11 protein-coding genes are annotated in these 12,647 nt (G+C 59.0%); 5 read left to right on the top strand and 6 right to left on the bottom strand.

The window, feature by feature from the left end:
* The coding region (locus tag RRB22_01555; GenBank protein MDT8383081.1) for an XrtA-associated ATPase at positions 1-2,264 on the bottom strand (2,264 nt) is incomplete at its 3' end.
* 402 nt (positions 2,265-2,666) lie between these two features.
* Between RRB22_01555 and galE the strand changes: the two genes are divergently transcribed.
* Complete coding sequence (gene galE / locus RRB22_01550) at positions 2,667-3,665, top strand: UDP-glucose 4-epimerase GalE (GenBank protein ID MDT8383080.1); 999 nt, start codon at positions 2,667-2,669, stop codon at positions 3,663-3,665.
* Between the two features lie 13 nt (positions 3,666-3,678).
* On the opposite strand, the gene RRB22_01545 is transcribed toward galE, so the two are convergent.
* From RRB22_01545 to RRB22_01530, 4 genes are read right to left on the bottom strand one after another with little or no spacing between them, the layout of a single operon-like run.
* Positions 3,679-4,788, bottom strand: coding sequence for a nucleotidyltransferase family protein (locus RRB22_01545; GenBank protein MDT8383079.1), 1,110 nt, complete (start codon positions 4,786-4,788; stop codon positions 3,679-3,681).
* Between the two features lie 3 nt (positions 4,789-4,791).
* Positions 4,792-5,721, bottom strand: a complete 930-nt coding sequence (locus RRB22_01540; GenBank protein MDT8383078.1) for an HprK-related kinase A — start codon at positions 5,719-5,721, stop codon at positions 4,792-4,794.
* On the bottom strand, positions 5,718-6,053 hold the full coding sequence (locus tag RRB22_01535; GenBank protein ID MDT8383077.1) for a hypothetical protein: 336 nt from the start codon (positions 6,051-6,053) through the stop codon (positions 5,718-5,720). Before RRB22_01535 ends, RRB22_01540 begins: the two co-directional genes overlap by 4 nt.
* 23 nt (positions 6,054-6,076) lie before the next feature.
* Complete coding sequence (locus tag RRB22_01530; protein ID MDT8383076.1) at positions 6,077-6,670, bottom strand: hypothetical protein; 594 nt, start codon at positions 6,668-6,670, stop codon at positions 6,077-6,079.
* Positions 6,671-7,149: 479 nt separating this feature from the next.
* Here RRB22_01530 and RRB22_01525 point away from each other — a divergent pair, with 479 nt between their 5' ends.
* A complete protein-coding gene (locus RRB22_01525; protein MDT8383075.1) occupies positions 7,150-7,374 on the top strand; it encodes a DUF433 domain-containing protein in 225 nt (74 codons plus the stop codon).
* The gene (locus RRB22_01520) at positions 7,374-7,706 is read left to right on the top strand and encodes a DUF5615 family PIN-like protein (protein ID MDT8383074.1); all 333 of its coding nucleotides are present in this window, start codon (positions 7,374-7,376) and stop codon (positions 7,704-7,706) included. Before RRB22_01525 ends, RRB22_01520 begins: the two co-directional genes overlap by 1 nt.
* Before the next feature lie 661 nt (positions 7,707-8,367).
* Here RRB22_01520 and RRB22_01515 read toward each other — a convergent pair.
* Positions 8,368-9,183, bottom strand: a complete 816-nt coding sequence (locus tag RRB22_01515) for a serine protease (protein ID MDT8383073.1) — start codon at positions 9,181-9,183, stop codon at positions 8,368-8,370.
* A gap of 24 nt (positions 9,184-9,207) precedes the next feature.
* On the opposite strand from RRB22_01515, the gene RRB22_01510 reads away from it, so the two are divergent.
* Both RRB22_01510 and RRB22_01505 read left to right on the top strand, forming a co-directional pair.
* Positions 9,208-10,803, top strand: coding sequence for an acyl-CoA ligase (AMP-forming), exosortase A system-associated (locus tag RRB22_01510; GenBank protein MDT8383072.1), 1,596 nt, complete (start codon positions 9,208-9,210; stop codon positions 10,801-10,803).
* A 168-nt stretch (positions 10,804-10,971) separates the two neighbouring features.
* On the top strand, positions 10,972-12,207 hold the full coding sequence (locus RRB22_01505; protein ID MDT8383071.1) for a pyridoxal-dependent decarboxylase, exosortase A system-associated: 1,236 nt from the start codon (positions 10,972-10,974) through the stop codon (positions 12,205-12,207).
* Positions 12,208-12,647: the final 440 nt, after the last annotated feature.

The following is a 12,647-nucleotide window of genomic DNA, read 5'->3' as shown; positions in this document are numbered from 1 at the left end:
TGTGCCTCTGCCTTGGCCTGTGCCTCTGCCTTGGCCTGTGCCTCTGCCTTGGCCTGTGCCTCTGCCTTGGCCTCTGCCTCTACCCTGGCCTGTGCCGCTGCCTCGGCCTCTACCTGTCGAGCAAGTTCCAGCTCCGCCTGGCGACGCGCCTCGGCTTCCGCCTGTGCCTGCATCTCTGCCGCAGCCGCCGCCTCGGGTTCAACGGCAGGTTCTGTCAGTGTCGCCACCACCTCGGCCTGTTCCTCCGCCTGCAACACTGGCTGCTCCATAGGCTGAAGCTCGGCGACCGGCGCCTTGCTGGCCACTGAGGGCGTGGGAAAGAGGTCCGACGGGGTTTTGACCTGGGTCAAATACAACACAAAACCGATGACCACGGCACCGGCAATCAGCAACAGGTTCCGCGTGGTCGGTCCGGTACTCTCACCCTCCGCAATAATCGCCTCGTTACCCATCGAGCTCGCACGCAATGGGAATGCGTTTTTGTTCAGGTTGGGTGACAGATCCAGATCCAGCGTCTCATCGATGTCGTCAATCGCCAAAGACTCCGGGGTATTGGCTGAGGTCAGCTCTGACTGACACAGTCGCTCATAGGCCTCGCCGACCCGGGTTACACCGGCCTCATCATTGTCTTTTTTATCCTGTCGCAGCAGCTTCATCAGCAGGCCATAGTGCATCTCCACCTCTGAAAGGGCCGCACCCGGGGCCAGGCCCAGTACCCGGAAATCATCTCCTCCGGGCAGGAACAGCACACGCCGCACAAAAAAGCGTACCGCGGCACGTAACATGGCGGGCGAAATCCCCATCACGGCGATCTGGCGTAGATTCGCCAACACAGAATCGTCCGCAATCGCCAGCTCCAGAATGGCGCGCATGCCGCTCGGCAGTGGCTGTTGAGGATCATCAAGCCCGGGAAAACTGCGTGGTGAACGATGAAATGCCAGCACCAGCCGTAGGATCTTGCGTAACACCACCTCCTGACTGTCGCCGGGCACATCGGGAATGGGAGCCATGACGGCCGGTGAGGGATGGTTGGCGGGCCGTTCAATACCGCGTTGGGTATCAATCGCATTCTTACCACCGGCCGTCTTGCCCACGTCGGCCTTTCCACCGGCGATCAGTCTGAAACGTTCCTTTTCCTCAACCGCGGCGACAGCCTCGCCAGACGAGGTTTCAGCCACATCCGGCTGCGCCTGCGCTACGGATTCGGTCCAACCATCATCGCCCACGGCACGATCCCTGCGGCGGGTCTCGGAACTGCCACTCGTTGTGCTGGTCGTCGCGACATCACCACCCTCAGACGGGTTGATGGATGCAGGCTCTTTGGCTGCTGGCGTGGCGGTCTCTTCCACCGGCGCATCATCAGGGATGTCCGCCGCCTGGGCTGTCGAGGACGATGGGTAAAGCAGTTCATCCTCTAGATCCGACAGCTCCGGTTTCGGAATCGGTCGCCCCGACACCTCGCCCTGCAATTCGTTGGTCACCTCGGTCAGCAGCGCCTCATCGACCACATGCCGCTCTTCCAGACAACCGAAAAGCAGCGCCCGATCGCACAGCATATTGATCCGTCGCGGCACACCCTCGGTGTAGGCAAAGATTATTTCATAGGCTCGCGCCGAAAATTGCGGATCATTATTCCAGCCCACATGTTTCAGGCGGGTCTCGATATAGGTCTGACACTCGTCTGCGCCCAGGGCGCTGAGGTGATAGTTGGCAATGACACGCTGGCGCAATTGCTCAAGATCGGGGTGGTCCAGCATCTGCCGAAACTGCACCTGGCCGAGCAGGAAGGTTTGCAGCAGGGCCTTATCGCCCACCTGCAGATTCGACAGCATGCGCAGCTCTTCCAGGGAGCGGGCCGGCAGGTTCTGCGCCTCGTCCACCACCAGCAACACCCGCTTACGCTCGCGCGCACGGGCCAGAAAAAAGGCTTCCAGGGTTTTCAGCAGGCCGGCCTTATCCCGGCCTTCATAGCGCAGACCAAACGAGGCCGACACCATGCGCAACATCTCATCGGCTTCGAGCTGGGTGGTGGTCAGATGGGCGACCACGATGTCGGACTGCTCCATTTCCTGGAGCAGGATCTGGGCGAGGGTAGTTTTGCCGGTACCCGGCGCGCCGGTAATGACTACAAAACCCTCGGACTGATTCAGTCCGTAGCGGAGATAGGCCAGGGCGCGCTTATGGCCGCGGCTCTCAAAGAAGAACCCGGGATCCGGACTTAACCGGAAGGGCTTGGATCGTAGATGATAAAAATTCTCGTACACGCAAGATTCCCTTCACTTTTGTTGTTATCGGGGCATTTATCGGCCCGCATCACGTACTCTTCAGTGCTTTGCCAAAGATCTACCGACAATAAACCCCGGCCGACCGCTGCCATGCTGCGGCGTATTTTATCATTGAATTCCGCTTTTTAAAGCCAAAAGCTCAGGAAGAATAGCACTTTTGGTAAAAGTGCACCTTGGCGACTCTCAGCTTAACCCGCACCCGGTGTATTCACCGCCTTGCAATAAACCGGGGTTACTATGGAGGGTAGTCCATTGGCGAGCGCTAATTGGCGGGAGCAACAACGCTTTTGCACCGCAAAGGCCCAGCCCTTAAACTACCCGGCATTCACGCGGGCCGATCGCACAACCAACCACAAGCCGTTAAAGGATAACGTAACCCCCATGTCCCAACCAACACCCAGCAACAAGGCCATTTTAGTCACCGGCGGCGCCGGTTATATCGGTAGTCACGTGGTTCGTCAGCTTGGCGAGGCCGGCGAAACCGTGGTGGTGCTCGATAATCTCTCGACCGGGTTCAAGGAATCCGTGTTATATGGCGAGCTCATCATCGGCGACACCGGCGATGAGGCGCTGGTGTCGCGCCTACTGGAAGAGCATAGCATCGGCTCCGTGATGCACTTTGCGGCCCATACCATCGTGCCGGAATCCGTCTCCAACCCACTGAAATATTACGGAAATAACACCTGTAATTCGCGCACCCTGCTGGCCTGCTGTGCCGATGCCGGGGTGGAACACGTGATCTTTTCCTCCACCGCGGCCGTCTATGGCATCCCCGAGGTCGAACAGGTGACCGAAGACACCCCTACCCGCCCGATCAATGCCTATGGCGGCTCGAAGCTGATGACCGAGCAGATGCTCAAGGACCTCTCCTTTGCCACCGATCTGCGCCACGTCGCCCTGCGCTATTTCAATGTCGCCGGTTCCGATCCGCTGGGCCGCATCGGCCAATCCACCAAAAACGCCACCCTCCTGATCAAGGTGGCCTGCGAGGCCGCCCTGGGCAAGCGGGACAAGATCAGCATCTTCGGCACCGACTACCCCACCCCGGACGGCACCGGCATCCGCGACTATATCCACGTGGAAGATCTGGCCAGCGCCCATCTGGCGGCCCTGGCCTACCTGCGCAAGGGCGGCGACTCCACCACCCTCAACTGCGGCTATGGCCACGGCTACAGTGTCCGGGAGGTGCTGGATGCCGTCGCGCGCGTTCACGGCGCGCCCCTCAACATCGTGGAGGAGCCGCGTCGGGCCGGTGATCCGCCCCAGCTCATCGCCCGGGTGGATCGCATCCACGAGAAATTCGACTGGGAGGTCAAATGCGACGATCTGGACTTCATCGTCAAGACCTCACTGGAGTGGGAGAAGAAGCTGCCGGGATGACCGGCAGGCAGGTCTAGTTTAACGCCTCATCATCCGGCCTTTCGGGCTCGCGCCGCAGGGCCTTGCGCAACAGATGCGGCACCAGCAGGCGCAACGGCATGCGTAGGTAGTGGGATCGCACAAACAGCAGGTACTCGGCCAGCCCGGTGAAGCGCCGCCGGCAGCTGACATGATCCGAGACCAGCATCCGCGCATAACAAAAATCCATCAGCCAACCCAGCCAGCGGCTGGACGACTGAGCCTGCAATCGCTGCAGGACATGCGCCGGAATCGGCGTGTGCAATAGTCGATGGGTATAGCGCGTGGCATAAAACAGCGGCTGCACCAGGTCCATCTCCACCGCCCGCCGCATGAGCGCCTCCCAGAAATCGTCCTGTGATGAGGCCTCGATCAACAGGCGGTGCAGATCAAAGAGATCGCGCAACCCATGATCGAACTCACCCTCATGGAACAGATGGGTCGCACTATGCAGCACCCGGTCCACCGGCGCCAGCACCCGCACCGAAAAATCCTCCCGCACGGCAACGGTGATGGCCGCCGCCATCAGCTTTTGCGGATCGGGTTTCAGGTGGGCGGTGACCGGCAGAATGGTGTGATGCACATCCACCGCGGTACCGCGTCGCATATGCTGTAACGGCGGCAACTCATGCATCCAGCGACGATAATATTTCTGGTCATAGGCATCGAGATGCCCGCTGGACCAGCCGGCCAGAAACAGCGCCTGCTCCACCCTGTCGATGTCCGCCCTGGGCACCAGAATATCAATATCGTTAAAGATGCGCCCCTGCGCCGCCGTCAGCCCGGCGAACACATAGGCCGCCCCCTTGAGCAGGATCGGCGGCGCACTCACGCCATCGAGCGCGCGATAGATCTGCGCCACCTCCCAGCGGATCGCAGTCTGGTTGGCCTGCACGACCATCGTATGCGCTGTGAAGTGACGGCGCACAGCGACAGGGATGCTCTCATCGGCGCCGGCATCATGCAGCAGGCCGGACACGGTTGCCAGCAGATCGGCGCGGCGCGCCTGGCGCAGCAACAGATCCCAGTCCTTCAGACCAAATGCCTGCGCCTGCGCGGGGTCTCGCAACACGCGTAGCAGGACACTAGTTGCGTTAGTCGACATGGCTCACCCGACGGCCTGGGGAACAGGCGAAGAAGAGGAAAGGTCTTCGAATATGCGGATCGCGTCTTCTAACTGCGAATAGCGAAAATCGAACGACGCCGTGGTGTCGATCAGCTTTGCCAGGGTCTCGAAACCCTGCCGACCCAACAGCTGGTTATTGAAGGAGTTTGAGGCCAGCTGCACCAGACTGTCGCCCCTGGGGTGTGGCTGTAGCACCGCCTCGCTCGCCGCCACGTATTGTGGATAGACGACCCAGCTGGGCGTCACCCACTGGGCATTCACACAATCGGCGTCCGCTGCCGCCATGTGGGCAACGGTACCCTTGCGGGTATCCTTGCAGGCCGGCCCGAAGCGGGCCTTCGGCAGAAAAGCCTGCATAATCTCAATGGAATCATTTTTCAGTCCCACCGGTCGTGGCATAGGTATCAGTTTGCCGCACTCCGGATCGATCAGCGCCAGCTCATCCGACAACAGACGCCAGCCCCGGCCCACCAGGGCCGCACACAGTGTGCTTTTCCCAGAACCCGGCGGGGCCGGTAGGATAATGCCCTGGCCGTTCTTCTCCACCACCGCGGAATGGATAATCAGCCAGTTATGGCAATGGTTGGCGATGCACCAGTTCATCCCCCACTCCAGCATGGGAAAGGCCTGCGCCAGTGGCAGCGGCTTAAACGGAATACGACCATCAAAATCAAACAGCACCTGGGGGTGATACCACTTGCGCAGACCACCGGGCTGTTTCAGCTCCACATAAAAATCCGCAAAGTCCTCGCTGTCCGCCACGGTATAGGCACCGTAGAGACGTTGCACCGTGTCGACAACCTGCGGAAGGGTCGAGCGAATGGAAAAGATCAGAGGCCCTGTCTTGAGAAAGACGCCCCGAGTGGAAAACCGATAGTAAATTTCAGCGGCTGATAGCTCAGACAGTTTCACAGGCGGGTTCGAATAAGGATACCGCGCTGGCTGAGACCGGCCAGGGTATTTTCCAATAGCGGGGCTAATGTTTCGATGGGGGTGTTGATGTTGACGGGGGTATGAACGGAGGTATCGACCGGGTCACTGGCATAATCAACACGCACCAGCTCCAGCAATTCCTGAAAAGAGTGTTGCCCGTGACGGAATTTCCCCAGCAGGTAGGCCGCAAACTCATTGATGAGAAAAATGCTGTTCTCACCCTCCAGAAAAACGGTGACGCCATCCTCCCACTCACGGAAATGATAGCGGGAGGATGAATCCAGACTCCAGCGTTCATTGGCACTCGTCACCAGAAACAGCCGCCGGATTCAGGTTAATGATAGGTCTGTTCTATAAACTCAACAAAATCCTGTGCGTCCAGCGTCTTACCCGTTCCGGGATGGGTGTACACACCGCTACCGGCAATCTGGGCAACCATCTCGGCAACATCATTCGGCGTCAGGCCGTATCCGGAAATATTCACGGCGTTGAGATAGGCCGCGACCGCGTGGAAACCAAATTTATAGGCATCTTCGTTACCTTCAAAATTCAGTATCGTGAGAAAACTGATATCGGCATCCCATGGGCCCCCGCTGCCATACCACAGCACCCCGAACTCCTGTCTAAACTTGACCTGTTTAAACGCCTCGGGGTCGTAATGGCGGTCATAGTTATTTTTCCAGTAACCCGGGCTTTTCCCCCCGCATCGCTGACCGGCGTCATGATGCGACAGATTGCCCGACAAAAACCCCGAAACCGTACAGAAATTCGCCAGGGCGGGCTTGCTGGACACCGCCATGACCACCGGCGCAGTGGCCATGAGCCCTTTGAGCAGCCGGCGCTTGCCGGTATCGGCCTGCGCTGTAGGGGTTTCATCGGAGGACGGGATTACCGGATCGATCTGTTTATTGGAATCTTTCGAACTCATATCTCATTTCCCTGCCACTTAAATTCGCTTTAATCTACCGCGTTGAATCGGCGTGTCTACCTATTATTGTAGAACTATTTATTATCGAACTATTTATTTAGAAAATATTTGCAAATTTCACGCCAAAACCTCAGTTTCACATAGAAAACAACAGCCTGCCCCGCTATAACCCTCACTGCCAACCATACTAACGGCAGAGTGTAAGATATCTCGACACGATCCGCACCCATCGGCCAGGGGCCTGGCCTCCTACACAGCGCCGTGGGGCGTAATAACCGAAAAGCATTGCGCCCTGTAGGAGCCAAGCCCCCTCGGCGATTCTCTACCAACAATCGTACCCTCTCAACCCATCAGCACCAACAATCGTGCCATCTCAACCCATCGACCAGAGGCCTCCTAACCCAACACTCAACATATTGACAACATCTCACCACCGGTAAAGAATAAAAACCGACGCTGAACAACCGGGCAATACTGTAATGAGTGAATTACACCGCATCACCATATCCGCTGACCACTGTGGCGGTCGGCCTGCCATAAGGGGGCTGCGTATACGAGTAAAAGATATTCTTGACCTGCTCGCCGCCGGCGCCACACGCGAGGAGATCATCGAGGATTATCCCTACCTCGAACCCGAAGACATCACAGCCGTCCTGGAATTTGCCGCCCGCCAGAATGATCACACCACTCTGCATGTAGCCTGATGCGATTTTTGGTAGACGCGCAGCTACCCCCAGCCCTCGCCCGCCAGCTGGCATCACAAGGACACGATGCCCAACATGTTGCAGACATAGGGCTGCTTGATGCTCCGGATAGTGATATCTGGGAAACAGCCAAATCCAGCAAAGCCACCATCAATACGAAAGATGAGGATTTTGCCCAGCGACGTAACCTTCATAATGAGCCGTATCCCACTATTGTGTGGATAAGAACCGGCAACACCCGAAAAAATACATTACTTAACTGGTTTGGACACCTCTTACCCCGGATCATCGAAGCTTTACAGCATGGCGAAACCTTAATCGAAATCGACTAAAAATCTGTCCACTACTATCTGCCAACTTTCCACTCAGCACCCAATACCCACCCCGTAGGGCGCAGCAACCAAAGGGCATTGCGCCGTATGTCCCTTAACAAAAATCACAAAAAAATCGGACTTCATACAGGCCTCAACATTGCCTTGATTAAAGGTAATTTATTGATATTACTGAAATATGGCTAATATTAAAGCGGACATAGAAGCGGACATAAAAGCCGTGTAGGGTGGGCACTGCCTACCTATCAGACATCGTTGAGTTTGGTGCAATGGTGGGCAATGCCCACCCTACTCCTACCCGTGGATTTTTCTGGCGATGCAAAAAAGGGTTCCGCGAGGCATTTCCACGGTCAATCAAAACGATTTGGCTTTGGGTGTTGTTTCATACGGCGCAATGCCCTTCGGTTATTGCGCCCTACCGCTGGATTGTTCCGGAAGGGAATATCAAGAAACTGGATACGGCCTATATGCCCCAAGGGTGCGCGCCAGAATGACAGTACCCAACATCAAGGGCGCAATAACCTAAAGGGCATTGCGCCGTATGTCAGCCGTCACCGAAAAAGCAACCGCGTAGCCGTGTAGGATGGGCACTGCCCACCTGTCAGACATCGTTGAGTTTGGTGCAATGGTGGGCAATGCCCACCCTACACGGCTCACCACATCATTCCTTCACTAAAACGGACTCAAGCAACTGCCTGGCGTGCTCAACCGGAATCGCATAGGAGATGCCGCTGGGTTTTTCCAGGACGGCCTCTTTGGTCTCTTTTACAAACACCATGTTCAGAACACCCAGTACGTGGCCGGTTTTCTGGTCATAGACGGGGCTGCCGCTGTTGCCTGGATAGGCCGTGGCATCCAGTTGAAAGACGTCATACGGGGCCTTCAGGCGTTTGATCTGCGCGGTGCTCAGCTGGCGCGATGACTGCGAGGGCAGCACGATGGGCGTGATGGTGGAGATGATGCCGCGGTGGGTCACCGGAAACAGGCCCAGGACCGTGCCAATGGGAAAACCGGTGAAGGCGATGGACTGTCCTTCGCGCACCCGGGAGGAATCGCCCAGGCGCAGGGCCGGCAAGGGGTCGCCCTCGATACGGAGGATGGCCAGGTCGTGTTCGGGATCCATGGCCACCGCCTCTGCCGTGCGTATTTCCGGCTGCCGGCCGCGGCCGGCAAAAATGGCCAGTTGCTCCAGCTCTTCCCCGTCCAATAGCTCAGGGATGACGTGGGCATTGGTGATCACATAGCGCCCGTCACCCACCACAAAACCCGTGCCCATAAATTTGCTGGGCGGTCGGCGGGTCTTTTGCATCGTGCCCACGGCCACCACGCCCGGCTTGACCAGCGCCAGGGTCTCCGGCAGACCGGACACCCCGGGTGCGCTGAACAGCATAAAGACCACCGCCAGACCGGCCCAGACCATCGGCCGCAGCGGGCAGGTCACTACTTTTCGCGGAAAATTCCCAGTAAACTGTGGCACTTAATGATCACCTGTGAACAGAGCATGAGCGAATTACTCTACGACTTAATCCTGCAGAGCGCCAGACAATGGCCGGACAACGAGGCGCTCGTCCACAAGACCAGCCGCCTCACCTATAAGACCTTAGCCGACAATCTGCACACCGTCGCCCAGGGCCTGCTCGAGCGCGGGCTGGCCGCCAACGAGCGCGTCGCCGTGTACCTGCCCAAACAGCAGGAGACCGTCAACGCCATCTTTGGCGCCTCTCTCGCGGGCGGTGTGTTTGTACCGGTCAATCCCCTGCTCAAACCGGAGCAGGTGGAATACATCCTGCGCGATTGCAATGTCCGCATCCTGATCACCTCCGCGGACCGCGCCCTGCTGCTCAGCGAGGCGCTGGCTAACTGTCACGATCTCAATCACGTGGTTATCGTCGGCCCCGCGCCCAAGGGCCTGCCCGAAATCGCCGGCGCCGAGGTCTTCAGCTGGGAGGCGCTGGTGTCGTCCGCCAGCCATCGACGACTCCCCGCCCGCATCGACGCCGACCTTGCCGCCATCCTCTACACCTCGGGCAGCACCGGTCGACCCAAGGGGGTGGTGCTGTCGCATCGCAACATGGTGGCGGGCGCCCGCAGCGTGGCCCAGTATCTGCAAAACACCCCGCAGGACCGCTTGCTGGCGGTGCTACCCTTCAGCTTTGACTACGGCCTGAGCCAGTTGACCACCGCCTTCAGTGTCGGCGCCAGCGTGGTGCTGATGGACTACCTGCTGCCGCGCGATGTGGTCCGCGCGGTGGCCACACACGGCATTACCGGGCTTGCCGCGGTACCGCCCCTGTGGGCGCAGATCGCCCATCTGCCCTGGCCCGAGGAGGCGCAGGCCTCGCTGCGCTACCTCACCAATTCCGGTGGCGCCATGCCCGGCTCCACCTTACGCGCCTTGCGGGCCGCGCTACCCAACACCCACCCGATCCTCATGTACGGGCTCACCGAAGCCTTTCGTTCCACCTATCTGCCGGTGGAAGAGCTGGACCGCCGCCCCGACTCCATGGGCAAGGCGATCCCCAATGCCGAGGTGATGGTGGTGCGCGAAGACGGCAGCCCCTGCGCGCCGGGCGAGCCGGGCGAACTGGTGCATCGCGGCGCCCTGGTCGCACTGGGTTACTGGAATGACGCCGAGCGCACCGCAGAGCGATTCCGCCCCGCGCCCGGCCAGCAGGCGGGCATGCCCCTGACGGAGATCGCCGTGTGGTCAGGCGACACCGTACAGACCGACGAAGAAGGCTTTCTCTATTTCGTCGGGCGCAAGGACGACATGATCAAAACCTCCGGCTACCGGGTCAGCCCCACCGAGGTCGAAGAAGTAATCTACGCCAGCGGGCTGGTCGGTCATGCCGCCGCACTGGGCATCCCCCATCCCAGCCTGGGCCAGGCGATCGTGGCCGTCGTCACTCCGGCCGCGCACGCCGAACATGTCGACGCCGACGCGCTGATCACCGCCTGCAAGAAACACCTGCCCGCCTTCATGGTCCCCATCCAGGTGCAGGTGCAGCAGAACCTGCCGCGCAATCCCAACGGCAAGATTGATCGCAAGCAACTGGTCAGCGAATTGCAGGACCTGTTTCAGGATGGCACGCCATAAGGCCTTCGCCGGCCCGGTGCAGAACGCCATGCCAGGCACGGTTAACATAACCATGAAAAGCGCCATCTACAGCAGCAGTGAACGCAACATTGAACGCAAAACAGAACGCACAACCCAATACAAAGGACGTTCCCGGAATGCTCCGAACAACAACAAGGACACACTGCCATGAGTAAACCCCGCCACGCGACCTCGGTACTGGAGGCCTTTCCGGTCGAAAACGGCGAACTCATGATCGGCGGCGTGCCGCTCACCCGCCTCGCCGCCCGGGTCGGACAGACGCCCTTCTACGCCTACGACCGCGCAAAAATCACCGAGCGGGTCGCCCACCTGCGCGCCCACCTGCCCGCCGAAATACGCCTGCACTACGCCATCAAGGCCAACCCCATGCCCGCCGTGGTGCAACACCTGGCCGGGCTGGTGGATGGCTTCGACCTGGCCTCCGGCGGCGAACTGCCGGTAGCCCTGGATACCACCATGTCCGCCAACCACATCAGCTTCGCCGGCCCCGGAAAATCGGCATGGGAGATCGGCAGCGCGATCGCCGCCGGCGTCACCCTGAATCTTGAATCCGAAACCGAACTGGAAAGGGCGGCCCGCCTGGGAGAACAACAGGGCATCCGCCCCAGGGTCGCGATACGCGTCAATCCGGACTTCGAACTCAAGGCATCCGGCATGAAGATGGGCGGCGGCCCCAAACAGTTTGGCATCGACGCGGAGCGTGTGCCCGACGTGCTGCGGCGCATCGGCGAACTCGACCTGGATTTTCAAGGCTTTCACATCTTCAGCGGTTCCCAGAACCTCAAACCGGAGGCCATCATCGAGGCCCAGGAAAAGACCTTTGCCCTCGCCTACCGCCTCGCCGAGTCCGCGCCCACGCCGGTCAGGAAACTCAACATCGGCGGCGGTTTCGGCATCCCCTATTTTCCCGGCGAACAGCCACTGGACATCCAGCCGATCGGTGACCGGCTGAACGAACTGCTGATAGAAAAGGCCAAACGACTGCCCGAGGCAAAGGTCATCATTGAGCTGGGGCGTTACCTCATCGGCGAGGCCGGCGTCTACGTCTGCAAGGTGGTGGATCGCAAGATATCAAGGGAACAGGTATTTCTCATCACCGATGGCGGCATGCACCACCACCTGGCCGCGTCCGGCAATTTCGGCCAGATCATCCGCAAAAACTACCCGGTACTGATCGGCAACCGACTGGGCGCCAGCGACACCGAAATCGCCAATGTTGTCGGCCCGCTCTGTACGCCACTGGACATACTGGCGGACAAGATGGAACTGCCCAGGGCCGATATCGATGACCTGGTCGTGGTACTGCAATCCGGAGCGTATGGGTTTAGTGCAAGCCCGCAGGGCTTTTTAAGCCATCCTGCTGCGGTGGAGGTATTGGTGTAAGCGCATACGGCGCAATGCCCTGCGGTTATTGCGCCCTACATTGCTGTGAGTTATTTCTTCCGGACAACCGAAACGATTTTGCGTTTGGGAGATGTTTCATACGGCACAATGCCCTGCGATTATTGCGCCTACATTGCTCGGTGCGTAGGGCGCAATAACCGCAGGGCATTGCGCCGAATGAAATAGGCCCCAAGCCTGAGCCTCTTGATTGTTTGGTTCAACATCCACCGTAAAAAAAGTAACCGGTCAACGCCGTGGCAGGAGAGTGAATTCCTAATCGAGTCATTGAGCTGATCCTGGCCAGGTATGGCCAGGCATGCGGCGCAATGCCCTTCGGTTATTGCGCCCTACATTGCTACATTGCTGTGAGTTATTTCTTCCGGACAACCGAAACGATTTTGCGTTTGGGAGATGTTTCATACGGCACAATGCCCTGCGAT

The organism is Gammaproteobacteria bacterium (genome assembly GCA_032250735.1).
Taxonomy (GTDB): Bacteria; Pseudomonadota; Gammaproteobacteria; order SZUA-152; family SZUA-152; genus SZUA-152.
The sequence above is the reverse complement of the archived record's forward strand: the minus strand, read 5'-3'. Positions and strand labels throughout refer to the sequence as shown.

Coding starts and splice junctions, on each gene's coding strand:
- RRB22_01510 (MDT8383072.1), top strand. CDS start 9,208: ATGAGCGAATTACTCTACGACTTAATCCTGCAGAGCGCCAGACAATGG.
- RRB22_01545 (MDT8383079.1), bottom strand. CDS start 4,788: ATGTCGACTAACGCAACTAGTGTCCTGCTACGCGTGTTGCGAGACCCC.
- RRB22_01505 (MDT8383071.1), top strand. CDS start 10,972: ATGAGTAAACCCCGCCACGCGACCTCGGTACTGGAGGCCTTTCCGGTC.
- RRB22_01530 (MDT8383076.1), bottom strand. CDS start 6,670: ATGAGTTCGAAAGATTCCAATAAACAGATCGATCCGGTAATCCCGTCC.
- RRB22_01525 (MDT8383075.1), top strand. CDS start 7,150: ATGAGTGAATTACACCGCATCACCATATCCGCTGACCACTGTGGCGGT.
- galE (MDT8383080.1), top strand. CDS start 2,667: ATGTCCCAACCAACACCCAGCAACAAGGCCATTTTAGTCACCGGCGGC.
- RRB22_01520 (MDT8383074.1), top strand. CDS start 7,374: ATGCGATTTTTGGTAGACGCGCAGCTACCCCCAGCCCTCGCCCGCCAG.